This is a genomic window from Nocardiopsis mangrovi, assembly GCF_042653925.1.
GTDB lineage: Bacteria > Actinomycetota > Actinomycetes > Streptosporangiales > Streptosporangiaceae > Nocardiopsis_B > Nocardiopsis_B mangrovi.
Genome location: NZ_JBHSFQ010000016.1, coordinates 123,029 through 145,729, shown reverse-complemented (window position 1 = coordinate 145,729; position 22,701 = coordinate 123,029). Strand labels below are relative to the sequence as shown.

Genomic DNA, 22,701 nt, shown 5'->3' with positions numbered 1-22,701 from the left:
GAGTGTCGCGAGATTACAGTCTTTCCTCTTCTCGGGTCGACCCCTTATGTCCTGGAATCGCTGGTCACATCACCATCACAGCACGCAACAAAAGGCAACATGGAGTTACCTTCCGTGTTCATCTTCGAGCCCGGCTCGACCCCGGGTATCGGCGATTATCCCGTGACCGACGGCATCGCGGCAGCGGTTTTGCATCGTTGCCCCGACCGGAACCCGGAGGACGACGGCCGGATCACGGCCGCTCCTGCCGCGGCGCGCCATCGGGGAAAGGGCCGGAACCGGAGACGTCGTCGCGCCGGCGCCGCCATCGGGCGAGCAGCCCACCGGGGACATCCTCGGTGGTGAGGGCGTAGCAGAGGTGGTCGCGCCAGGCGCCGTCGATATGGAGCTGCCGTTTGCGCAGCCCTTCCTCGCGGAACCCGAGCTTTTCGGCCACGCGCCTACTTGCCCGGTTCTCCGGCCGGATGCTCGCCTCGATCCGGTGCAGTCCCACGGTGAAGAAGGAATGGTCGACGGCGAGCGCCACGGCCGTGGGGATGACCCCGCGTCCAGCGTAGGCCCTGTCGATCCAGTAACCGACCTGAGCGGAACGTGCTGAGCCCCACACGATCGCGCTCACGGTCAGCTGCCCGGCGAACGCCCCGTTGTAGGTGACGGCCCACGGCATGGAGATCCCGTGCCTGGCCTCGGCACGGATGGCCTGGAGCATGGCGACGTACGGGGTGAGGCTGGCGGTCTGCAACGGCATCTCGGGGTGCGTGGGCTCCCACGGGCGCAGCCAGTCGGCGTTGCGCACCCGGGTCTCGCGCAGTGCCATGGCATCGCGCAGGCGCAGGGGACGCAGCGCGACCGGACCTTCGGCAAGGGTGACCGGCCAGCCGCGTATGCGATTCACGTTGCGTCCCTCCGACGCCGCGGGCACGGCGGGTGCCCGGGAACCGAGTGTTCGTACCTTGGGAAACAATCGGTGCATGAGTCGTTTCCCGGGGTGTATGACCCAGTATTCCACCCCGGGGGCGCGTGCGTCAGGGAACCGGACGCGGGTGGTCCCCGCCGCGCATCTGATCGATGGCGTGGGCCAGGATCGGGCCCAGTACCGACAGGCCGTCGCGTACGCCGCCGCTCGACCCGGGGAGGTTGACCACGAGCATGCGGTGGTCCCCCCGCTCGGCCACGCCCGCCAGCCCGCGGGACAGCACCGCGGTGGGTACCCCCTTCTCCCGGCCGGCCGTGCGCAGCGCTTCGGCTATGCCCGGAATGTCGTAGGCGAGGAGGGGCCGCGTGGCTTCGGGCGTCGCGTCCTGCGGATTGAGGCCGGTCCCGCCGGTGGTGAGGGCCGCGTCGAAACCCGCGTCGAGCGCCCGGGTGAGGGCGCCGGTGACGGGGTCGCCGTCGGGGACCACCCACGGGCCCTCCACCGCGAACCCCGGGCGCCCGCTGATGTCGCCGGTGATGATGGGGCCCGACCGGTCCTCGTACACGCCCGCGGCGGCCCGGTTGGAGACGGTGATGACGGCGATCCGGTAGCGGGCCGGGCCACCGTACCCGCCGTCCCCGCCCCCCTGTCGCGGTCCGCGCGCGTCCCCGTGCGGCGGCGCGGCGTCCGGCGCGCTCACGCGGTCCTCCGCCAGTGGCCGGTCTTGCCCCCGGTCTTCTCCTCCACCCGGACGTCGGTGACGACCGCCTCGGGGTCGAGGGCCTTCACCATGTCGACCAGTCCGAGCGCGGCGGTCATGACGCTGGTCAGCGCCTCCATCTCGACGCCGGTGCGGTCGGCGGTACGCACGGTCGCGCTGATGGCGACGCCGTCGTCGTCCACCTCCAGGGCGACGTCGACACCGTGCACGGCGATCGGATGGCAGAGGGGGACGAGGTCGGGCGTGCGCTTCGCGCCCTGGATCCCGGCCAGCCGCGCGACCGCCAGCGCGTCACCCTTGGGGACCCCGCCGCCGCGCAGGGCGGCGACGGCCGCGGCCGAGAGCAGCACGCGGCCGGTCGCGGTCGCGGTGCGGGCGGTGACCTCTTTGGCCGACACGTCGACCATGCGGGCCGCGCCCGCGGAATCCAGGTGGGTGAACCCGGAGCTGTGGGATTCGGTCATGGGTGGTGGAGCGCTTTCTCCCGGGCTGCCGGCGCGCGGCCGCTGTCGGTTCCGACGCTACGCCCCCGCGGGGCGGGCCGGAACACGCGGGCCGCCGGAGGAGCGCTCCGGCCGTCAGTCGAGCGCGGGCAGCGGGACCACCTCGGCCACGCTCCCGGCGTCCAGGGCGGTGGTGCCCTCCGGCACGACGATCAGCGCGTCGGTCTCGGCCAGCGCGGAGAGCTGGTGGGAGCCCTGCCGCAGCGCGGGCTCCGCGGAGTAGGCCACACCCTCGGCACCGCCGTCGTAGGTGAGGACGGCCCGCAGGTAGGAGCGCCGCCCCTCAGGGGAGGCCACGGGTGCGGTCAGCCGGGCGCGCACCGTGGGCGGCGGTCCGGCCGGCAGCCCCCGCAGGCGGCGCAGCGCCGGGCGGACGAACAGGTGGAAGGAGACGAAGGAGCTGACCGGGTTGCCCGGCAGGGTGATGATCGGGGTCCGCGACTCGCCCAGCGTGCCGGCGCCCTGGGGCATGCCGGGCTGGACGGCGACCTTGTCGAAGTGCACCGTGCCCAGCCGCGACAGCACCTCTTTGACGACGTCGTAGGCGCCCATGCTGACCCCGCCGGTCGTGACCACGATGTCGGCCTGGGAGAGGACGTCGTCGAGGGTCTCCAGCACGGTCGCCGGGTCGTCGCCGATGAAGCCCCGGCGGTAGGCGGCGCAGCCGGCGTCGGTTGCCGCCGCGGTGAGCATGAAGCTGTTGGACTCCCAGATCTGGCCGAGGCCGATCGCGGAGCCGGGCTCCACCAGTTCCTCGCCGGTCGAGAGCACGACGACCCGGGGGCGCGGGTGCACGCGGACCGCTTTGCGGCCGACGGCCGCGAGGACCCCCAGTTCGGCCGCTCCCAGCCGGACGCCGGAGCGCAGGACCGTGGTCCCCTTCTCCACGTCCTCGCCGGACCGGCGCACGGCGTTGCCCACGCGCGCGGGGCGCCCGATGGCCACCGATGCCTGCCCGCCGTCGGTCCATTCGACCGGGACGACGGCGTCGGCCCCGCTGGGCATGGGTGCGCCGGTCATGATGCGGGCGCAGTAGCCGGACCGGATGGCCAGGGCCGAGGCGTCCCCGGCGGGGATGTCGGCGACCACCGGCAGCCGAACGGGGTGCTCCTCCGACGCGCCGGCGAGGTCGCCGGCCACCACCGCGTAGCCGTCCATGGAGGAGTTGTCGAAGCCCGGGAGCGACACCGGGGAGTCGACCTGCTCGGCGAGCACGGCGCCGTGGGCGCGGAGCAGGTCGAGCTCGATCGGTTCCAGGGGGTCGACCAGCCGCAGAACGTCGGAGATGTGCTGTTCGACGGTCTTCATCCGTGTTCCCTCACCCGTTGTCGGCGCGGTGCGGCCGTGAGGCACCGCTGTGCGTACGCTGACCGCGGACCGGCCGCGGCCGTGTGCGGCGGCACGGCCACGGCCGGGGGGCCGGGGGTCCCCCGCGGTCGTGCGCCCCGCCGCCGGGGATCAGGTCCCCGGTGTCCCCTGCTCCGCCACGAACTCGCGCAGCCACGGCAGGAACTCCGCGGCGAGATCGGGACGGGCACACGCGAATTCCACCACAGTGCGGAGGTAGTCCACCTTGTTCCCGGTGTCGTAGCGCTGGCCCCGGAACAGGACGCCGTGCACGGGCCCGCCGTCATCGGGCTTGCTGCGGGCCAGCTCACGCAGCGCGTCGGTCAGCTGGATCTCGCCGCCCCGGCCGGGCGGGGTCTCCCGCAGCACGCCGAAGACGGCCGGGTCGCAGATGTAGCGGCCGATGATGGCCCAGCGGCTGGGCGCCTGGTCCGCGGGCGGCTTCTCCACCAGGTCCGTGACGACGACGACGTCGTCGTCCCCGGTCTCCTCGATCGCCGCGCATCCGTACAGCGAGACCTGCTCGGGCTCCACCTCCATGAGCGCCACGACGCTGCCGCCGTAGGCGGCCCGCACCTCGGTCATCCGCTTGAGCAGGGCTCCGCTGTCGCCGATGATGTCGTCGCCGAGGAGGACCGCGAACGGGTCGTCGCCCACGTGCCCGGCCGCGCAGAGCACGGCGTGGCCGAGGCCGCGCGGCTCCCCCTGGCGGACGTAGTGGATCTGGGCGAGCTCGCTCGACTCGCGGACGGAGCGCAGGCGCTGGGTGTCGTTCTTCGCCCGCAGCGCCTCCTCCAGCTCGTAGGCGCGGTCGAAGTGGTCCTCGATGGAGCGCTTGCTGCGCCCGGTGACCATGAGGACGTCGTCGAGCCCGGCGGCGACCGCCTCCTCCACGACGTACTGGATCGCCGGTTTGTCGACGATCGGCAGCATCTCCTTGGGCGTCGCCTTGGTGGCGGGCAGGAAGCGGGTGCCCAGACCCGCCGCCGGCACGACGGCCTTGGTGACGAGCGCGCGTTGCGAATCTGTCATGTCGGCACTTTAGGGCAGCGCTCCGCCGATCCCGCCCCGGCACGCGCCGCCGGCCTGCTGTGCCGTGCGAATCGGCCGGTCAGGGACGTGCGGGGCACGAGAGGTTCATCCGGCTTTCGGCGGGTGATCATCCGCGGCGGCGGCTGCTGCGACACTCTCTGGCATGGACACGCCGACGAAGCGCGACGCGCGCGCCCGGATCCTCGCCGCCCGGCGGGCAATGCCCCAGGCCGAGCGGGCGGCGGCCGGGCCCGCGATCCGCGACGCCCTCGCCGCCGAGCCGCTGCTCACCACGGGGGGCACGGTGGCCGCCTATGTGTCGGTGGGCACCGAACCCGACACCCGCAAGCTCATCGCCACGCTGTGGAAGCAGGGGACCTATGTCCTGCTGCCGGTGCTGCTGCCCGGCGGCGACCTGGACTGGGCGGCCTACGACGGCCCGGACTCGCTCGCGCCGGCGGGCCGCGGCCTGCTGGAGCCGACGGGGCGGCGCTACGGCCCCGACGCGGTGCGGCGGGCCGCCGCCGTCGTGTGCCCGGCGCTGGCGGTGGACCGGGCCGGGACGCGGCTGGGCCGCGGGGCCGGCTGCTACGACCGCGCCCTCGCGCGGGTCGGCCCGAACACCCTCGTCCTCGCCGTGATTTACGACACAGAATTGCTGGACACGGTCCCCGCCGAGCCGCACGACCGACCCGTCAACGGGGTCGTCACCCCCGGCCGCGGTGTCCACCTGTTCTGATCAGCCCGCGACCGGCCCGGCCGGGCCCGCACGGGGAACACCGGCGCCGCGGGGCGCGTTACACGCATCCGGCGGCGCCACCAGCGACGGCGCTCCGCCCCCGATGTCGCGGCCGTGCCGCCGGAGCGCGTACTATTTGGCAGTCGGCGGGTGAGAGTGCCAATGAGGAGGACCCCCGTGCCCACGTACCAGTACGCATGCACCGAGTGCGGCACCCAGATGGAGGTCGTGCAGAGCTTCACCGATGACGCCCTGACCGTCTGCCCCGAGTGCGAGGGCCGGCTGCGCAAGGTGTACTCGGCCGTGGGCATCGTCTTCAAGGGCTCGGGCTTCTACCGCACCGACAGCGGATCCTCCGGCCGACCGGCGGCGGCGACGGGCTCGGGCAAGGGCGACGGCGCGAAGAGCGACTCCGCGTCGGGTTCGGGCTCCGACTCCTCCTCGTCCTCCGGCGACTCCGCCTCCACGAGCTCGTCCGGCTCCTCCGACTCCGGCTCCACCACCTCGTCGGGCACCACCGGATCCACCAGCGGCACCGCCAAGGCCGCTTCGGCCTGACCCGCCCGGCCCCCGCCTGCGCCGGTACCGCTCCGATGCGCGGGCGGGCCTCGTCCGGCGCGGCGGCCCGCCGCGCGCGCCGCCCCGGAGACGCCGGCCTGTGGACGGCCCGGTCACCCGCCGCGCGGATCTCCTAGCGTGGGGCCATGCGCTCCCGCAGCCTCCCCTCCGGCCACCGCGCCACGGCCCCGCACGCGGCCGCGCTGCTGCTGGCCCGCCACCGCCGCACCGCGGGCGCCGTCTGCGCCGTGCTGGCCGCCGTCGGCGCGGTGCTGCTGATCCGCCCGCCCCCGGCCGCCACCACCGACGTCCTCGTCGCGGCGCGCGGCCTCACCGCGGTCTCGCCGATCGCGCCGGGCGACCTCGTCCCACGGTCCCTGCCCGCGGCCGCGGTCCCCGAACACGCCGTGCCCGCCGACTCCGACCCCGCCGGGCGCTCCCTCGCCGGGCCCATGTCCCGCGGCGAAGTCCTCACACGCACCCGGCTGGCCGATCCGCCCGCCGCGGCCCACGGACCGCATATGGTGGCGGCCCCGGTCCGCGTCACCGATCCCGGCGCGGTGGCGCTCCTGCGCCCCGGCAGCAGGGTCGACATCCTCGCCGCCGCGTCCGATCCGGCCGCGGACCTCGGCGGCCCCGGGGCGGCCCGGCCGGCCGACACCGTGGTCGCCGACCGCCCGGTGATCGCCGTCCCCGATCCCGCCGGCTCCGGGACCGACCCCGGCGGCCTCCTGGTCGTGGCCGTCACGCCCGGCGAAGCCCGCGACCTAGCGGGGTACGCGGCTGCGGGATCATTGTCCATAACCATTCGCGGTTGACCGGCGACCCTTTGTGGGCCGACGCCGGGCCGCGGACCGCGCCGCCGCCCCCGCACCGGCGGACGCGGCACGCACGACCCGAGGAGGGCACCCATGAGCGGATTCAAGAAGTTCCTGATGCAGGGCAACATGGTCCAGCTGGCGGTGGCGGTGGTCATCGGCGCGCTGTTCTCCGATCTCGTCACCGCGTTCACCGCGGGGTTCATCACCCCGCTGATCGGCGTGTTCGGCGGCGTGCCGACCTTCGGCGACCTCTACTTCGAGGTCAACGGCAGCCGCTTCCTCTACGGCCAGTTCGTCGACGCCCTGGTGGGCTTCCTGCTGACCGCCGCGATCGTCTACTTCTTCGTGGTCCTGCCCATGACCAAGCTCATGGAGCGCTTCGCCAGCGAGGAGGAGGCCACCACCCGGCCGTGCCCGCACTGCCAGAGCGAGATCAGCAAGGCCGCCACCCGGTGCGCGTTCTGCACCTCGGAGGTCGCCGCCGAGACCCCCGCGGCGGCCCCCGCCGCCGGCGAGACCGCGACGGCCGCGACCGGCTCCTGAACCGCGACGGCGGTGCCGGCGTCCCTCGGGGGACGCCGGCACCGCCGGGGGCTCACGGGGTCACTCGCTCCCGTACTCCCAGTGCCACGGTTCGAACGGACTGGAGTACGCCCATTGCGGATGGAACCATCCCCATTGGGTGGAGTTGCTCTCCAGCCAGTTGAACTCCGGGCTGCCCTGGGTCTGCACACCGCCGCACAGGTCGACCGCCTGGCCGAGACCGTGGTTGCTGGTGCCGGGAACGGCCGCGTTGCCCGGCGGCTGCTCGACATAGACCCGCTGCTGGTTGGGGAGGTCGCGGTAGGAGCTGGTCAGGCACAGCGGCTTGCCGAACTCCTCGGTGAACGCCTGGTTCATCGCCAGGAAGTCCACGGCCGCGTCGGCGCGCAGGAAGTGGCCGGGCTCGTGCAGCTCGCACAGCGCTTCCGTGGGCAGGAGGCCGTTGGGGTAGCCCGACGCGGCGGTGCCGGCACTGGCGTCGCACTCCACCCCGGCCATGTAGGCGTCGGGGTCGAGGCCGCGGTCCTCCAGCTCCTGCATCAGCGCGTTGGTGCTCTCCTCCGACTTGTCCCGCAGGGCGTCGAGCTCGCCCTTCAGCTCCACACGCTCCAGCTGGGTCTGCGCCTGGAGGTTCTGCGCGTCCGCGGTGAGTTCGCCCTGTTCCTCGCGGAGGGCGTTGGCCTCCTCCAGGAGGGCTTCCTTGTCGTCGGAGAGCTTGACGACGTGCGATTCCACCTGGAGGTCCTCGTTGAGCGAGCCCGATGTGACCAGGGCGAGGGTGCCGCTGTCGGGCTGCTGGTAGAGGGTGCTGGCGAGCTGGGCGAGCGGTTCGCGCATGTCGGCCAGTTCGAGCTCGGTCTGCTGGAGGTCGTGCAGCGTACCGATCAGCTCGTCCTGGGCGTCCTGCAGCGCTTCCTCGCGCTCGGTGTAGTCGTCGGTCGCCGCTTCGAGCTCCTCCTTGGCGGCCTCGGCCTGCTCGCTGAGGCTGTCGAGGTCGTTGTCGGCCGCTGCCGGGGAGGTCGCGGGCGACATCGCGATATCGGCTCCGGGCACCAGCAGCAGCGCCCCGAGAACCGTCACGATCAGCGCCTGCGCGGTCGGCCGCCGCACGGCCGGCGGCAGCGCGAGGAAGCATGCGATCCCGCTTCTCGGCACGCGGGATCCTCGCCGCGTCGAATCGAGAATGAACGGCACGAGATGTCCTCCGGCTGCCTGTTTCGGTCGTTCGCGTGGCCGCATCGCAAGGTACTACATGTCCACAACCCGACGTGTTGGACTGGTCGCGCTCGCGTCATGCGTCTCGGACGCCGAGGGCGTCCCAGGTGGCGGCCGATCATGCGCCGCCCTTGGAGTCCCTGCTCACCAGGCGGCCACCGCGGATTCCCACTGGCGGGCGACAAAACACCCGTTCCACCCGCATGTGGTCAGAGTCACCCATACACCGTGGCAACCCCGGCACCATGAAGGGTACTCAACTCCGCGCCACCTCGCTCGCTTCACACCGGTTCCCCTGTCCCCAAAGGCCCCAGGCGCTCCGACCCCGCACCCCCGGCGATCCTCCGCTACCCTGGTAGCCCGGACAGGGCCTCATAGCTCAGGGGACAGAGCACCGCTCTCCTAAAGCGGGTGCCGCAGGTTCGAATCCTGCTGGGGCCACAGTACTTGACCAGGCAAAACAGGTCGGGCGTAGCGTAGCGTACCCGGTCCGGCCACCGCCGTGGCCGCTTTCGCGATCCGGCCGCCGGGGCGCCGCCGGAACGGCACCGCCCGCCGGTCCCCCGGCCCCCGACGCTCAGTCGCCGGGCACCGCCGGGACGACCGGGCCGCCGCGCCATTTCTGGAAGATGAGATTGGTGTGCACGAACGCCACCTCGTTGCGTGCGGCGAAATGCTCCAGGACGAGGGTCTGGAGCGCGCCCACGCTCTCGGCCGACACGCGCACCAGGAAGTCATCGGGCCCGGTGAGATGACAGATCTCCCGGACCTCCGGGCGCAGCAGCGTATGCCGGATGAACGGCTCGACCAGCGCCTGGCGGTGCGGATTCATCCGGACGGCGAGGAACGCCTCGACCGGGCGGCCCAGCTTCTCCTCGTCCACCACGGCGGCGAACCCCTGGATGACGCCGGTCTCGCGCAGCCGCTTCACCCGCGACAGACACGTCGACGCCGCGACCCCGGAGATCTCCGCGAGATCCTTGTTCGTTACGCGGGCATTCATCTGGAGGGCGCGTAGGATCTTCATATCCACCGAATCGAGTTCCACCGGCTGGGACATGTCCCGAAGAATATGCGGTAACGCGCCGATCCGGCAACGGAGCGCTGCATACTGGGGCGCACTCTCCGAGAACGTATCGGTCCGCCCATGGAGGGACCATTGCCCAGCAATGTCGCGCTTTTCATTTCGGTCACGCTTCTCATGCTCGTCATACCCGGTCCGGATTTCGTGATCGTCACACGGAATTCACTTTCCGGCGGAAGATCGCAGGGATATCTGACCCTTATCGGAATATGCTGCGGCCTGGCCTTCCTCACCGTCCTCGCCGGGACGGGCGCGGCGGCCGCGATCGCGGCGAACGCGTCGCTGCTCGCCGCCCTCCGGATCATCGGCGGCGCGTACCTGGCGCTGCTGGGCGGCTTCCTCGCCATCGGCGCGCTGACCCGCGCCCGCCGTGGCGCGCCGCCCGCGGTCGACGGCACCGCCACCGCGCGGGCGCCCATCGTCCAGGGCTTCCTGAACAACATCCTCAACCCCAAGGCGCTGGTCTTCTACGTCACGTTCATGCCGCAGTTCGTCAGCCCCGGCGGCTCCGCGCTCGGCCAGACCCTGCTCCTCGGGGCCACGGTGGTCGCCTGCGCCGCGCTCTGGTGGAGCGTCTATGTCACCGCCGTCACCAGGATGAGCGCGCTGTTCGCCCGGCCGCGGGCGCGCGTCGCCATCGACATCGGCGCGGGGTCGGCGCTCGCGCCCCTGGGCATCTGGATGGCGCTCACCGCGGACTTCGGATGAGGGCGGCTCAGCCCAGGGCCCGGACCTTCGCGACGTAGTGCGCGGTCTCCTCGTGGTTGGTCGATGCCGCCAGCTCGGCGAACCCGTGGCGGAAGGCGAACAGGAACCGGGTGTCCGCCCGCTCCGGGACCGTGCCGGCGAGCGTGCCCGCCGACGCGCCGCGCACCAGGCTCGGGACGTCGTAGCGGTAGTCGCGGTACACGGCCCAGTGGTCGACCCCGCCGAACTCGCGCAGCCGGGCGTCGGTGAACCCCCTGCCGGCGGGCTCCGGCAGGGGGCGCGTCTCCAGATCGAAGCGGACGACCTCGGCGACCGCGTCGCGCCACGGGCCGGGGATCCGGCCGGCCAGCTCCTCCTCGCACCAGCGCACGACCGTGCGGTCGAACTCCGCGGAGGTGAAGCAGTACTCCAGCGCCGGCGACAGCGAATCGGGGTCGGCCGTGCAGTTCTCCGCCGCGTGCTTGAGCAGCCGCGCCCCCGGCAGGTCCTGAGTCTCGGTGAAGCGCGCCAGCGAGAGGATGACCTCCGACTGCGGCAGGCCGCCGACCTCGCGGACGACCGGGAACAGGTTGCGCAGCACCATGTTCTCCCCCAGGAGCCGCGCCCAGAACAGGAACCTCTGCATGCGCAGGTTGTCGGCCAGGCTCATCCCCCTGTGGGCGAGCACGTACTCGAAGTCGTCGCGCTCTCCGCGCACGGTCACGAACCCGTAGAGGTCGCGGCGCTCGGTGTAGTCGGTGTTGGGCAGGAGCAGCAGCGGGTAGGCGGCGATGCGGGAGACGTACCGCGAGAGCTCGTCGTAGCCTTTCAGGAAGGACTCCGGGGTCTCGCCGGGCGCGCCCCAGATGAGCTCGGCGTAGGCGTCCACCCCCTCGCTCGCCAGCCATTCCGCCAGTTCCCGCCACTGGTTGATCTTCATGTTGCGGCGGTTCATGCCGCCCAGTGCCTCGCCGTCCAGGGTCTGCAGGGCGAGGGTGAAGGAGCTCTGCAGGCCGGCGTCGCGCATGAGCCGGACGATCCGGTAGAACAGCGCGTTCTTGTTCTTGGCCCAGGACGTCTCCAGGGCCAGCGGATACCCGTAGCGCTCCCTGACCTCGATCAGGGTCTCGACGAACTCCATGTCCTGGGGGAGCATGCCGAAGTTGGCGTCGCACAGGACGACGGTCTCGGCCCGCGCCTTGGCCAGCTCCACGAGCTCGGCGCGCAGCCGCTCCCGGGAGAAGCACCGCACCCTCTGGCCCACGGCGCCGCCCCAGTAGCAGAAGGAGCAGTGGTAGGGGCAGCCCCGGTTGGTCTCCATCAGGGCGACGTCGTAGCGGAACCGCCCTTCGGCGTCGAGCAGCGGGACCGCGCCGGTGAGGATCGGCGACGGGAGCGAATCGAGGTCCTCGATCCGGGCGCGCTCGGGCGTGGTGGCGACCGCGCCGTCGGGGCGGGGGAAGGAGATCCCGGCGATGGCGTCGTAGCCGGTGCCGTCCAGCACCGCGCAGAGGATCTCCTGGATCGCGGCCTCGCCCTCGCCGTTGACGACGATGTCGACCTGCGGGCACGTACGGAACACCCGTTCGGCCTGGTTGGCGACGTGGTTCCCGCCGAAGACGACCACCGTGCGGGGGTTCGCCCGCTTGACCGCCTCGGCGACCGCGGAGAACTGCCGGACGTTCCAGCCGAGGACGGAGAACCCCACCACGTCCGGCGTGCCGCCCGACAGCAGGCGCACCGACATCTCCCAGGGGGAGACGTCGCCCGGAAAGTTCTCGATCGAGACGCGGAAATTCCGATCCAGGCGTTCATTCGCCCGGATCGCGGCGGCCAGGTAGCCGCTCGCGAGCGGCATGGACTCTTTCGACATGTGCCAGACACCCTGCTGGACCAATGTGACATGGAGCATGGAGATCACACATTCGCGGAATCGAGGTCGAAATGCGCGCCGGTGGTGCGCGTGTGGCGTGTGAAGGGCCCGGTGTGCGCGTTCCGTGCGGGATCGGCGGTGGACACCGGAAGGGGAAACGGAACCGAGGGCGGATCGCGTTGATCCTCGGCGGTGGAAATGCGGTCGCACGCCCGCCGAGGTGCTGGGGTTCAAATCCTCCGCGTTCCCCCTCCGCGTGTCAACACGCCCGTTCGATCCGCGGTCCGCACGAAAGAGAACTCCGTCCACATTTGCACCTGGCGACATATCCGCCCTCCCCTGGAACCGGCGTACCTTAATGACACGTGTGCGTTTTCCCGGGATATGACGGCGCACGGAGCCGAATAACGCCCTTCGCAACCGCATCCGCCGGGCATCGGCGATTCCGGGAAGGAGCGAATATCATTCGCGGAACATCCGCCACCGTCCGGGGCGATCCGATGATGATCCGCTCTCCGGGAACGCGGACGAATATCCTTCGATCCGCCCACGGCGCGGCCCCGGGGACTGCCAGCCTTGGGGGTGCGGCCGGTAATCCCCGTCCGCGCCGCCACCGCGGGGGCGGGCGTCCCGACACACGCCGGCTCCCGCGGTCATCCGACGATGTACGGAGCCACCAGTGGACGAAGCCCTGCCCGCACCGGCGCCCGGCGATACGACCGGAGCCCCCGCCGCCTGCGTGCTGATCGTCGACGACGCCCTGCCGCGCTGGCTCGCCGCGAACACGGCCGCCGTCCTGGGGGTCGCCCTCGGGGCGCACGGGCTGATCGGGCTCGGGCCGGAACTCCCCGACGCCGACGGCGTCCTCCACCCCGGGATCGGCGACACCCCGCTGCCGGTCCTCGCGTCCCCCCGCGAAGGGCTGCCCGCCCTGCGGGCGAAGGCACGCGAGTCCGGGCTGTTCGTCGTCGATTTCAACGACGCCGCCCGCCTGAGCCGCAATTACGGCGAATACAAGGAGCGGCTGGCCGCCGGATCCGCCGGGTACCTCGGACTGGCCCTGCACGGCAGCCGAAAGGCCGTCCGATCGATCTCGGGTAACCTGAAGAGCCTGCGCTGACCGCCTTCCCCGAACACCGCTCCGTGATCAACCGGGAGGAGATCGGGAATTGCCCGATAGCACGTGGATCACGTTTCTCACCGATTACGGCCTGGAGAACAAGTTCATCGGGGTGTGCCACGGCGTCATCGCCCGGATCGCACCGGCGGCCCGGGTCCTCGACATCACGCACCTGGTCCCCCGGGGCGACGTCCGGCACGGCGCCGAGGTCCTGCGCCAGGCCGTCCCCTACCTTCCCGCGGGGATCCACCTCGCCGTCGTCGACCCGGGGGTGGGCACCGGGCGCAAGCCGGTGGTCCTCGTCGCCGGCGAGCACCTCATCGTCGGCCCCGACAACGGCATGCTGCTGAGCGCCGCCGATGAACTGGGCGGCGTCGACTCCGCTTACGAGCTGTCCGATCCCCGCTACCGCCTGCGCGACATCTCCACGACCTTCCACGGGCGCGACGTCTTCTCCCCCGCGGCCGCGCACCTGGCCGCCGGGGTCGCCCCTTCGGCCATGGGACCGCGCGTCGACCCCGGATCCCTCGTCCGCCTCCCCGAACCCGTCCGGTCCGCGGACGCCGGCGTCCTGCGGGGCGAGGTCCTGATCGAGGACAGGTTCGGCAACCTGCAGACCTCGCTCGACTCCGCGTTCCTGCGGGCGGAGGGGGTGGAGATCGGCGGCACGGTCACGGTCTCGACCGCCCGGGGGAGCCGCGATCTGCCCTTCGTCGAGACGTTCGGGAGCGTGGGCGAGGGCGAGGCGCTCGTGCACATCGACTCCGCCGACCGCCTCGCGCTCGCGGTCAACCTCGGCAGCGCCGCCGACCTCCTGGGCCTGCACGAGCACGACACCTTCACCCTGCGGACGGTCTGACACCCCGCGGACCGCCCGGCGTCCGGCGCGGGGCCGTGCCCCGCGCCGGCCCGGAGCCGGTCAACGCGTGGGGTGGGCGCCGCCGTTGACCGCGAGCACCTGGGCGGTGATCTGGCGGGCGGATCCGGAGGCCAGGAAGTGGACGGTCGCCGCCACTTCGTCCGGGGTGCCGGCCCGGCCGGTGCGGGTCATGCCGATGAGCTGCTCGCGGCGCTCCTCGGAGAGGCCGTCGCGGAAGAACTCGGTGTCGTCGATGTAGCCGGGCGCGACCACGTTCGCGGTGACGCCGCGGGGCCCGAGCCGGCCGGACTCGTAGACGTTCCACGACGCGAGGGCGGCCTTGGCCACGCCGTAGGGGCCGGAGCCCTTGTCGGCGGCGATGGAGCCGATGCTGATCACGGATCCGCCGCCGGTGAGCCGGTCGCGCACCGCCTCGGTCATGAGCACGGCGGTGACCAGGTTGGCGTCCATGTTGGCGCGCCAGTTGGCCGCGAGGGTGGCGAGGTCGCGGGCCTGTTCGCGGTCGTAGTCGGTATTGCCGCCCGCGCAGTTGACCAGGACGTCGACGCGCTCGGGCAGGCCGTCGGCGAAGGCGCCGACCTGCTCGGGGTCGGTTCCGTCGCAGACGGCGGCGCGGACCCCCGCGCCCTCTTCCGCCGCGGCGGCCTCGATCGGCTCGCGACGGCGGCCGGTGATGATGACGGAGTCGCCGGACTCCGCGAACGCGGCGGTTATGGCCCGCCCGATCCCCGTGCCGCCCCCGGTGACGATGACGGTTCGTGCCATTTGACCCTCCCCAGGGTAGTGTTCAGACCTAAACGCAATATAACATTTAGATCTGAACGTAGGCCCTCCATGCCGAACGACCACCACCTGGACCCCGACGACCCCATCGACGCCGTCTCACTGGCGTGGCTGCGCGAACGCCCGGGGACACCCGTGACGAGCATCGGGATCGCCACGCGGATCCGGCACGCCGCCAAGCTGCTGGGCGAGGAGCGAAGACGCGTCCTCGCCGCAGCGGGGGCCGACCCCGCCACCCTCGACCTGCTCGGCGCCCTGCGGCGCAGCGGCCCCCCGTACCGGCTGACCACCCGCGACCTCGCCGAGCGCACCCTGGTGACCCCCGGGGCGATCTCCCAGCGCATCGCGCGCGCCGAGCGCGACGGCCTGGTCGAGCGCAGCCCCCGGGGCGACGGCTCCCGCGCGGTCGACGTCGCCCTCACCCCCGCCGGGCACGACACGGTCGAGCGCCTGGTGGACCGGGTCCTCGGCCGCGAATCCGAACTCGTCGCCGGGCTCCCCCCCGGCGACCGCGCCGCACTCGACGGCCTCCTGCGCACACTCCTGCGCGACCTGAACGCACAGCTGGACACGGAGAGCCCCAGCCGGGTGGCGACCGGCGGCTGAGCGCCGCCGGAGCCCGCTCCGGCCGGCTCCGCGCGGGTGTCAGCGGACGTCGTAGACGGTGGTGGCGACGCCTCCGGCGATGAGGGTGCGGTCGATGAGCGGCTGGATCCGGTCCCACGTCCCCCCGGCGAGCCCGCAGCCGATGCGCGGCATGTGGACCGAGGCGCCCAGCTCCACGGCGTGGCCGGTGAGCGCGGCGAGGCAGGTCTCGACCGCTTCGTAGCGGATGGGCGGGCCTTTGCCGCCGGCCTTGATGCCGTGCTGCCCCACCATGTTGGCCACCCAGGCGTCGGGGCGCACCCGCACCAGCTGGACGGCGCCGAGGCCGAAGTCGTTGGCGGCGCGCTCCCGGTGCCAGCGCCGGTACTCGCGCTCGGGTTCGGGCCACCTGCGGGAGACGGCGAGGACGAAGCCCTTGCCCCAGCCGCCGAGGTCGTTGCAGATGTGGGCGATGACCTTGGGGCCCTTGGCCTGGGGCGCGGTCGCGTCGCCTCGGACGACGCGGAAGAGGGCGGCTGCCATGCCGGCAGCCTATCGCCGGGGGTGGGCCGGGACCGGAATCACCGGGAACGGGCCCGGAACCGGCCGATGACCGCAATTCCTACCAAACTTGTCGTATTTATCACCTTCTACCCCCTTGTCCGCGTTTGACGAGATCGTTTACCTTCTTCGCAGGTCAAGAGTGCCAGCGCGAAGATCCGGCTTGCTGGCCGGCAACCTCCTGCACGGCGGGGTGCCTCCGGAGTTACGACCCGGCTGCGGGAACGCGGCATGCGTGCACGATCGGGGCACCCCGGACCGTCCGGTCCGCCGCCCCGCCCGGCTCCTGCCCGCCGTCCCGCCGCCACCGGCACGACGAGAAAGCGGAGACAGTGAGCAGCGCGCACAGCACCGATGCCGCGGCGGACGCCGCCCCCGACACCGTGGGCGGCCTGGCCCGCCTCGGCGCCGCCGTCGAGGCGGCCCGCCACGCCAAGCCCGGCTTCCCCCGCGAGGCACAGGCCGCCTACGACGCGCTGTTCACCGTCCCGGGCCCGGTCGCGGCGCCGGTGCGCAGGGGCCTCGCCGCCCTCGCCGCCCGCCGGCACGGCGCCGCCGACGTGGCCGCCCACCACGCCGGCGCGGGCGCCGACCCCGCTCTCTTCGCCGACGAAGCACCGGACGACCCCGCGCTGCGCGCCGCGGTCGAGCACGTCGACCTGCTGACCACCTCCCCCGCCCTCGTGCGGCGTGCGGACACCGACCGGCTCGCGGCGGCCGGCTGGACCCCCGACGAGACCGTCGTGATCGCGCAGACCGCGGCGTTCACCGCGTTCCTGGTCCGGCTGGTGCACGGCCTGCGCCTGATCGACGGCACCGCCGAACCCGCCACCGCCCCGCTGGAGCGCGCGACGCCGGCGCGCGGCCGGACCAAGAGCACCGCGACCACGTCCGCCAACGGCGGCGCGCGCCCGGTCGCCTACACCCAGGAGCTGCTGTCGTGGACCCCGTGGGTCCCGCCCGTTGCATCCGATGACCTCACCGACGAGCAGAGGGAGGCGTTCGCGGGCAAGACCAACGACGCCTACTTCCGGCTGCTGTCGCGCGCCCCCGGGCTGCTGCGGGCGCGCACGGCGGTCGACCACGCCGTCTTCTACACCCGCGACGGCCTCCCGCGCGCCGAGCGCGAACTCGCCGCCGCCGCGGCCAGCAAGGTCAACGACTGCGTGTACTGCGCGTCGGTCCACTCGCGCAAGGCGTCGCAGATGTCCAAGCGGACCGCCGATGTCCAGCGCGTGCTGGACGCGTCGCTCCCCCGCGACCAGGACTGGCGTGCCCTGGACCTGGCCCCGCTATCGGCGGGCCAGGACGCCCGGTGGGCCGCCGTCGTCGACTTCGCCGCGGCCCTGTCGACCACGCCCGTGTCGGCCACCGAGCGGCACCTGGCCGACCTGCGGTCGCACGGGATCACCGACGCCGAGCTGGTGGACCTGGTGGGGTCGGTCGCGTTCTTCGCCTGGGCGAACCGGCTGATGCTCACCCTCGGCGAGCCGTTCTGGCCGGGCACCGAGCCCGCCGCCGCACCCGCCCCGGCCTGAGCCCGGCCCCCGCCGCGCATCGTCCGCGCCCGCCGTCAGGCGGGCGCGGCCCCGCACCCCGCTCCCGCCACCCGCACCCACACCTCCGGAAGAGGCACCCCATGCCACCGATACGGCACCGCATCCGACCATTCGCCGCCCTCGCCGCCGCGGGCGCGCTCGCGACGCTCGTCGCGGGCTGCGGCGAGGTCGTCCCCGAATCCGGCGGCGGCTCCGCCGAGACCATCACCGTGGTCGACGACGCCGACCGCGAGGTCACCATCGAGGGCCCCGTGGAGCGCGCGGTCGTCCTCAACAGCTACGGCAACGAGTTCGTGCGCGCGATCGGCGCGGGCGACACGGTCGTGGGCATCGACAAGGTGTCCGCCGAGCGCCTGCCCTACCTGGGGCTCGGCGGGGACGACGTCGTCAGCGAGGACCTGTCGGAGATCAACTACGAGGCGGTCGCCGAGCTCGACCCCGACGTGTTCATCCTCCCGCGCAACGGCGCCTGGGAGGAGGCCGCCGGCCGACTGGAGTCCTTCGGGATCCCGGTGGTGGTGGCCACCGCCTGGGACTTCGACGTCTTCCACGAGACGATGGACCTCCTCGGCGAGGTGTTCGGCCGCCAGGACGAGGCCGCCGATGTCGCCGGGTTCTACGACGAGATCTTCGGGGTGGTCTCCGAGCGGGTCGAGGGGACCGAGGCCGTCCCCGTGTACTGGGAGACCGTCCAGCCCTACCTGACCGTGCTGCCCGGATCCGGCTTCGACCAGATCATCACCGCGGCCGGCGGCGAGAACGTCTTCGGCGACGTCGAGACCGGCGGCGACGTGCAGTCGGAGACGACGGTGGACCCGGCCGCCGTGGTCGAGCGCGACCCCGCGCTGATCATCCACGAGTTCGACCCGGCCGCCACCCCGACCGGCTCCGGCCGCTTCGACGACCTCGGCGACGACCTCCTGGGCCGCCCCGGCTGGCAGGACGTCCCCGCCGTGGCGGACGGCGAGGTCTACGTGAGCAACGGGTGGGCCACCAGCGGGCTGTCCAAGGCCATCGGCGCCCTCTACCTGGCGACCTGGCTGCACCCCGGCGAGTTCGACGACGTCGACCCCGAGGAGTACCTGCGCCGCTGGGTGGAGGACTACCAGGGCACCGAGTTCACCGGGGCCGACGACTACATCCGGAAGGTCGGGTGACCGCAGTGGCCACCACGACCCCGCCCAGGGACGAGGACGCGGCGGAGCCGGGGGACGCCGCGGCCGCCGGAACGGGCGGCCCCCGGCGCAGGGGCGCGCTGCGCGGGGCGGTCCTGGTCGCGGGCGCGGCGGTCTCGGTCCTCGCCGTCGCCTGGTGCGTGACGATCGGCACCGCCGGGATCACCGTCGCCGATGTGGCGCGCGCGGTGCGGCTGTCGGTCTTCGGCGGCACGCTCGCCGCCGACTTCGAGCAGCCGTACTCCATCATCACCGAGCTGCGCCTGCCGCGGGCGCTGCTGGCCTTCGCCGCCGGCGCCGCGCTCTCGGCCGCCGGCGCGGTCATGCAGGGCCTGCTGCGCAACCCGCTGGTCAGCCCGTTCACCCTGGGGGTGTCCCCGGCGGCGGCGTTCGGCGCGTCGCTGGCCATCCTGCTCACCGGCGGCGCGTCCGGATCGGCGTCGTGGCTGGTGATCCTCAGCGCCCTGGGGACGGCGCTGCTGGTGTCGGCCCTGGTGCTGGGCCTGGCGTCGGCGAAGTCGCTGGGCACCGCCACCCTGCTGCTGCTCGGCATCGCCCTGACCCAGCTGTTCGAGGCCATGACCGCGGCGCTCCAGTTCGTCGCCGACGAGAACACCCTCCAGGCGATCGTGCGCTGGACGTTCGGCTCGGTCAACGACGCCACCTGGTCGGAGGTCCGCATCGTCGGCGCCGTCGCGCTGGTCGCGCTGCCGGTGCTGCTGTGGTTCGCCAAGGACCTCAACGCGGTGGCGTTCGCCGGCGACGACGCCGCCAAGAGCCTGGGCGTGAACGTGACCGCGCTGCGCGTCGGCCTGATCGCGCTGTCGGTCGTGCTCGCCGCCGTGGTGGTGTCGTTCTGCGGGGTGATCGGCTTCGTCGGGCTCGTGGGGCCGCACATCGCGCGCCTGGCCATCGGCGCCGACCACCGCTACCTGCTGCCGTTCTCCTTCCTCACCGGCGGGCTGCTGCTCCTCGTGGCGGACACGATCGGCCGCACGGTCCTCGCGCCGTCGGTCATGCCGGTCGGCATCGTGGTCGCGTTCATCGGCGCCCCGATCTTCATCAACCTCATCCTGACCCGGAGGGCGGCCTCGTGACCGGCCTGGAAGTCTCGGCGGTGGAGTTCGGCTACCGCCGCCACCGCGTGCTCGACGGGGTGGGCCTCACCGTCGCCGAGGGCACGTTCTGCGCGCTGCTGGGCCCCAACGGCTCCGGGAAGTCGACCCTCGCCAAGATCATCGCGCGGATCCTGGCCCCGCAGGCGGGGACGGTGTCCTTCGCGGGCCGCGACCTGCTGCGGACGCCGCGGCGCGAGCACGCCAAGGTCGTGTCCTACGTGCCGCAGTCGAGCGAGGCGCCGTTCGAGCTGACCGTGCAGGAGGCGGTGCTGCTCGGCCGCACTCCCCACATGGGGCTGCGGCCGACGGCGCACGACCAGGCGGTGGTCGACGGCGCCATCGACCGCCTGGGGCTGGGCGAGCTCGGGGACCGGCGGCTGTCGGAGCTGTCCGGCGGCCAGGCGCAGCGGGTGCTGATCGCCCGGGCGCTGGCGCAGGAGCCGCGCGTGCTGCTGCTCGACGAGCCGACGTCGGCGCTCGACCTGCGGTACCAGATCGAGACGTTGCAGATCGTGCGGTCGGTGACCCGCGAGCAGGGCGTCACCGCCCTCATCGCCATCCACGACCTGAACCACGCGGCGCACTTCTGCGACCAGGCGGTGCTGCTCAGCGGGGGGCGGATCGTCGCCGACGGACCGCCGGCGGAGGCGTTCGACGCCAAGGTCCTGGGGGAGGTATACGGGCTGGAGGTCCGCGTCGAGCGCAGGGGCGCCGACGTGGAGGTCCGCCCGGCGGTGCTGGGCGACGCGGCGGCCGCGCCGCGGGGAGGAGGGGCGTGACCGGGACGACGGGTGCGGGCGGCCCCGAGGGCGCCGCCGCGGCGGACTTCGACGTCGTGGCCGTCGGGGCGGGGCCGCGCGGCGTGGCGCTGGTCGAACGGCTCGCCGCCCGCGTCCCCGACGGAGATCCGCCCGTCCGGGTGGCGCTGATCGACGCCGTGGAGATCGGCGCGGGCGCCACCTGGCGCACCGACCAGTCCCCGCTGCTGCTGAACAACACCTACAGCGCGCACACCACGATCTTCACCGACGACTCCACCCCGATGTCGGGGCCCGTGGTGCCCGGCCCCGATCTGGTGGAGTGGGCGCGCGACCCGGCCGCCCCGCCCGGCCGCCCGGCGTGGGTGGCCGCGGAGGCCGCCGCCGTCGAGCCGTGGTCCTATCCCTCGCGGCGGCTCCAGGGCGTCTACTACCGCGAGCAGCTCGCCCGCGCCGCGTCCGGCGGCCGGGTCCGGGTGACCGGCGTCATCGGCACCGCGGTCGACGTCACCGCGTTCTCAGGCGGGGACCGGCGCGGCGTGCGGCTGGCCGACGGCCGGGAGGTCACCGGCACCGCCGTCGTCCTGGCGCAGGGCATGGTGCAGGGGGCCCGCTCGGCGCGGACCGCCGAGCTCGTCGAGGCGGCGCGCACCGGCGGCCTGGTCTACATCGAGCCGGGGATGCCCGCCGAACGCGATTGGGCGGCCGTGCCCGCCGGCGAGACCGTGCTGGTCGCCGGGCTGGGCGCGAACTTCTTCGACGTGGTGGCGCTGCTGACCGAGGGCCGCGGCGGCCGGTTCGAGCCCGCCGGCGACCCCCGGCGCCCGGCGCGGCTGCGCTACCTGCCCAGCGGACGGGAGCCGCTGCTGGTGGCCGGGTCGCGGCGCGGCCTGCCCTACCGGAGCAAGGCGGTCTACCCCGGCGGCTTCCCGCCGCGCTACCGGCCCGAGATCGCCACCCCGGAGTGGTTCGCCGAGGTGGCCCGCACCCCGTTGCAGGACTTCCGCACCGCCGTGTGGCCGCGGCTGGCCCAGGAGTTCGCGTGGGCGCACCTGTCCACCCTGCTCACCCACCACCCGCGGGCGGTGCGGCCGGGCACCGCGGCCGGGCCGCTGCGCGAGCGGCTGGCGGCGGCGCCGGCCGGCGAGGTCGACCGGATCGTCGCCGACACGGTCACCGACCCCCGATGGCAGTTCTCCGTGGAGCGGCTGGACCGGCCCGATCCGGTCGGCCCCGTCTCCGCCGAAGCATGGGACCGGTGGGTCGCCGACTACGTCGACCGCGAACTCGACACCATCCACCGCCCTCTGGAGCACCCGCGCAACACCGTGAACCGGGCCATGGCGGTGCTGCGCGGCCACGTGGGGCGCCTCGTCCTCGCCGGGGCCATCGAGGGCCGCAGCGCGGTGCGCGACGTCGAAGGCCGGTTCGGCCCCCTCGGCCTGGCACTGGCATCGGGGCCGCCGCCCGGCCGCACCGCCGAGGTCCTCGCCCTGGTCGACGCCGGCCTGCTGGCGTTCCTCGGCGAGGACTCCGCCATCGACCTCGACCCCGGGGTGCCCGGCGGGCCGGCCGGGGGCGCCGGGCCGGCCTTCATCGGGCGCTCGGCGGTACGCCGGCCCCCCATCCGGGCCCGGGCGTTCATCGAGACGCGCATGTCCAAGGGCAAGGTGTCGGTGACCAGCGATCCGCTGCTGCGCGCGCTCCTGGACAGCGGGCGGGCGCGGCTGCACGCGCGGCCCAACGCCGACGGCACCCGCACCCCCGACGCCAGCATCGACGTGACCCGCGAGGGCTTCCACCCGATCGACGCCGAAGGCGGCGCCGACGAGCGGATCGTGGTGCTGGGCATCCCCGCGGAGGGCGTCCAGCCGGGCTCGGCCATCGGCGCCACCCCCGGCGTGCCCTCGCCGCTGCTGGCGGGCGCCGACGCCGCGGCGGCCCACGTGCTCGCCCTGCGCGGGCCGCATCCCGCTGTGTCCGGCCCGCGCTGATCCCCTCGGGGGCCGTCCGGCCGGCCCCCGAGGGGATCGGATCGCGGGCGGACGACCCCGGACGCGGCCCCGAACGGCGGCGGAGAGCCGCGCGATGCGACATGCCGTGCGGTGCGGCGGTGCCCGCGG

Annotated in this window: 23 protein-coding genes, 1 tRNA gene and 1 riboswitch; of the genes, 14 read left to right on the top strand and 10 right to left on the bottom strand. The window is 73.4% G+C overall.

Annotated features, from left to right (window positions below):
* Nucleotides 1–232: 232 nt before the first annotated feature.
* From ACFO4E_RS17275 to galU, 5 genes are all read right to left on the bottom strand, one after another.
* The gene (locus ACFO4E_RS17275) at nucleotides 233–895 is read right to left on the bottom strand and encodes a GNAT family N-acetyltransferase (RefSeq protein WP_378576071.1); all 663 of its coding nucleotides are present in this window, start codon (nucleotides 893–895) and stop codon (nucleotides 233–235) included.
* Nucleotides 896–1,025: 130 nt separating this feature from the next.
* A complete protein-coding gene (locus ACFO4E_RS17270; RefSeq protein WP_378576095.1) occupies nucleotides 1,026–1,520 on the bottom strand; it encodes a MogA/MoaB family molybdenum cofactor biosynthesis protein in 495 nt (164 codons plus the stop codon).
* Nucleotides 1,521–1,612: 92 nt separating this feature from the next.
* Nucleotides 1,613–2,101, bottom strand: coding sequence for a cyclic pyranopterin monophosphate synthase MoaC (gene moaC / locus ACFO4E_RS17265; RefSeq protein WP_378576070.1), 489 nt, complete (start codon nucleotides 2,099–2,101; stop codon nucleotides 1,613–1,615).
* Nucleotides 2,102–2,215: 114 nt separating this feature from the next.
* Nucleotides 2,216–3,448, bottom strand: a complete 1,233-nt coding sequence (gene glp, locus ACFO4E_RS17260) for a molybdotransferase-like divisome protein Glp (RefSeq protein WP_378576068.1) — start codon at nucleotides 3,446–3,448, stop codon at nucleotides 2,216–2,218.
* 150 nt (nucleotides 3,449–3,598) lie between these two features.
* On the bottom strand, nucleotides 3,599–4,519 hold the full coding sequence (gene galU, locus ACFO4E_RS17255; protein ID WP_378576067.1) for a UTP--glucose-1-phosphate uridylyltransferase GalU: 921 nt from the start codon (nucleotides 4,517–4,519) through the stop codon (nucleotides 3,599–3,601).
* A gap of 163 nt (nucleotides 4,520–4,682) precedes the next feature.
* Here galU and ACFO4E_RS17250 point away from each other — a divergent pair, with 163 nt between their 5' ends.
* The 4 genes from ACFO4E_RS17250 to mscL all read left to right on the top strand — a co-directional run bounded on the left by ACFO4E_RS17250 (nucleotide 4,683) and on the right by mscL (nucleotide 7,180).
* A complete protein-coding gene (locus ACFO4E_RS17250) occupies nucleotides 4,683–5,258 on the top strand; it encodes a 5-formyltetrahydrofolate cyclo-ligase (protein ID WP_378576065.1) in 576 nt (191 codons plus the stop codon).
* A gap of 177 nt (nucleotides 5,259–5,435) precedes the next feature.
* Complete coding sequence (locus ACFO4E_RS17245) at nucleotides 5,436–5,816, top strand: FmdB family zinc ribbon protein (RefSeq protein ID WP_378576063.1); 381 nt, start codon at nucleotides 5,436–5,438, stop codon at nucleotides 5,814–5,816.
* Nucleotides 5,817–5,962: 146 nt separating this feature from the next.
* Nucleotides 5,963–6,634 (top strand): Flp pilus assembly protein CpaB, encoded by a 672-nt coding sequence (cpaB, locus tag ACFO4E_RS17240; RefSeq protein ID WP_378576062.1) that lies wholly within the window; start codon nucleotides 5,963–5,965, stop codon nucleotides 6,632–6,634.
* Nucleotides 6,635–6,727: 93 nt separating this feature from the next.
* Nucleotides 6,728–7,180: a large conductance mechanosensitive channel protein MscL gene (mscL, locus tag ACFO4E_RS17235; RefSeq protein ID WP_378576060.1), complete on the top strand. Its 453-nt coding sequence runs from the start codon at nucleotides 6,728–6,730 to the stop codon at nucleotides 7,178–7,180.
* Nucleotides 7,181–7,240: 60 nt separating this feature from the next.
* Here the strand turns inward: mscL and ACFO4E_RS17230 are convergent, their stop codons facing one another.
* Nucleotides 7,241–8,374 carry a D-alanyl-D-alanine carboxypeptidase family protein gene (locus tag ACFO4E_RS17230; RefSeq protein ID WP_378576059.1) on the bottom strand — a complete coding sequence of 378 codons (1,134 nt, stop codon included), beginning with the start codon at nucleotides 8,372–8,374 and terminating at the stop codon, nucleotides 7,241–7,243.
* A gap of 389 nt (nucleotides 8,375–8,763) precedes the next feature.
* On the opposite strand from ACFO4E_RS17230, the gene ACFO4E_RS17225 reads away from it, so the two are divergent.
* Nucleotides 8,764–8,836 (top strand) — tRNA-Arg (locus ACFO4E_RS17225).
* Nucleotides 8,837–8,972: 136 nt separating this feature from the next.
* On the opposite strand, the gene ACFO4E_RS17220 is transcribed toward ACFO4E_RS17225, so the two are convergent.
* On the bottom strand, nucleotides 8,973–9,455 hold the full coding sequence (locus tag ACFO4E_RS17220) for an Lrp/AsnC family transcriptional regulator (RefSeq protein ID WP_378576057.1): 483 nt from the start codon (nucleotides 9,453–9,455) through the stop codon (nucleotides 8,973–8,975).
* An 87-nt stretch (nucleotides 9,456–9,542) separates the two neighbouring features.
* On the opposite strand from ACFO4E_RS17220, the gene ACFO4E_RS17215 reads away from it, so the two are divergent.
* Nucleotides 9,543–10,187, top strand: coding sequence for a LysE family translocator (locus ACFO4E_RS17215; RefSeq protein WP_378576056.1), 645 nt, complete (start codon nucleotides 9,543–9,545; stop codon nucleotides 10,185–10,187).
* Between the two features lie 7 nt (nucleotides 10,188–10,194).
* Here ACFO4E_RS17215 and ACFO4E_RS17210 read toward each other — a convergent pair whose 3' ends face one another.
* The gene (locus tag ACFO4E_RS17210) at nucleotides 10,195–12,078 is read right to left on the bottom strand and encodes a KedN5 family methylcobalamin-dependent radical SAM C-methyltransferase (protein WP_378576054.1); all 1,884 of its coding nucleotides are present in this window, start codon (nucleotides 12,076–12,078) and stop codon (nucleotides 10,195–10,197) included.
* Between the two features lie 640 nt (nucleotides 12,079–12,718).
* Here ACFO4E_RS17210 and ACFO4E_RS17205 point away from each other — a divergent pair.
* Both ACFO4E_RS17205 and ACFO4E_RS17200 read left to right on the top strand, forming a co-directional pair.
* Nucleotides 12,719–13,159: a DUF2000 domain-containing protein gene (locus ACFO4E_RS17205; RefSeq protein WP_378576053.1), complete on the top strand. Its 441-nt coding sequence runs from the start codon at nucleotides 12,719–12,721 to the stop codon at nucleotides 13,157–13,159.
* Between the two features lie 49 nt (nucleotides 13,160–13,208).
* Nucleotides 13,209–14,018 carry an SAM hydrolase/SAM-dependent halogenase family protein gene (locus ACFO4E_RS17200; protein ID WP_378576051.1) on the top strand — a complete coding sequence of 270 codons (810 nt, stop codon included), beginning with the start codon at nucleotides 13,209–13,211 and terminating at the stop codon, nucleotides 14,016–14,018.
* Nucleotides 14,019–14,078: 60 nt separating this feature from the next.
* Here ACFO4E_RS17200 and ACFO4E_RS17195 read toward each other — a convergent pair whose 3' ends face one another.
* Nucleotides 14,079–14,804: an SDR family NAD(P)-dependent oxidoreductase gene (locus ACFO4E_RS17195; protein WP_378576050.1), complete on the bottom strand. Its 726-nt coding sequence runs from the start codon at nucleotides 14,802–14,804 to the stop codon at nucleotides 14,079–14,081.
* A gap of 69 nt (nucleotides 14,805–14,873) precedes the next feature.
* On the opposite strand from ACFO4E_RS17195, the gene ACFO4E_RS17190 reads away from it, so the two are divergent.
* Nucleotides 14,874–15,428, top strand: coding sequence for a MarR family winged helix-turn-helix transcriptional regulator (locus ACFO4E_RS17190; protein ID WP_378576048.1), 555 nt, complete (start codon nucleotides 14,874–14,876; stop codon nucleotides 15,426–15,428).
* A gap of 39 nt (nucleotides 15,429–15,467) precedes the next feature.
* Here ACFO4E_RS17190 and ACFO4E_RS17185 read toward each other — a convergent pair whose 3' ends face one another.
* Entirely contained in the window at nucleotides 15,468–15,950 is a 483-nt protein-coding gene (locus tag ACFO4E_RS17185) for a macro domain-containing protein (protein ID WP_378576047.1), read from the bottom strand.
* A gap of 152 nt (nucleotides 15,951–16,102) precedes the next feature.
* Nucleotides 16,103–16,210, top strand: a riboswitch (SAM riboswitch).
* A gap of 90 nt (nucleotides 16,211–16,300) precedes the next feature.
* On the opposite strand from ACFO4E_RS17185, the gene ACFO4E_RS17180 reads away from it, so the two are divergent.
* The 5 genes from ACFO4E_RS17180 (at nucleotide 16,301) to ACFO4E_RS17160 (ending at nucleotide 22,572) form a co-directional block, all read left to right on the top strand.
* Nucleotides 16,301–17,506, top strand: coding sequence for a peroxidase-related enzyme (locus tag ACFO4E_RS17180; RefSeq protein ID WP_378576045.1), 1,206 nt, complete (start codon nucleotides 16,301–16,303; stop codon nucleotides 17,504–17,506).
* A 101-nt stretch (nucleotides 17,507–17,607) separates the two neighbouring features.
* The gene (locus tag ACFO4E_RS17175) at nucleotides 17,608–18,684 is read left to right on the top strand and encodes an ABC transporter substrate-binding protein (protein WP_378576044.1); all 1,077 of its coding nucleotides are present in this window, start codon (nucleotides 17,608–17,610) and stop codon (nucleotides 18,682–18,684) included.
* A 5-nt stretch (nucleotides 18,685–18,689) separates the two neighbouring features.
* Nucleotides 18,690–19,799 (top strand): FecCD family ABC transporter permease, encoded by a 1,110-nt coding sequence (locus ACFO4E_RS17170; protein WP_378576042.1) that lies wholly within the window; start codon nucleotides 18,690–18,692, stop codon nucleotides 19,797–19,799.
* Complete coding sequence (locus ACFO4E_RS17165) at nucleotides 19,796–20,599, top strand: ABC transporter ATP-binding protein (RefSeq protein ID WP_378576041.1); 804 nt, start codon at nucleotides 19,796–19,798, stop codon at nucleotides 20,597–20,599. The genes ACFO4E_RS17170 and ACFO4E_RS17165 overlap by 4 nt, the downstream gene beginning before the upstream one ends.
* Entirely contained in the window at nucleotides 20,596–22,572 is a 1,977-nt protein-coding gene (locus tag ACFO4E_RS17160; protein ID WP_378576039.1) for an FAD/NAD(P)-binding protein, read from the top strand. Before ACFO4E_RS17165 ends, ACFO4E_RS17160 begins: the two co-directional genes overlap by 4 nt.
* Nucleotides 22,573–22,701: the final 129 nt, after the last annotated feature.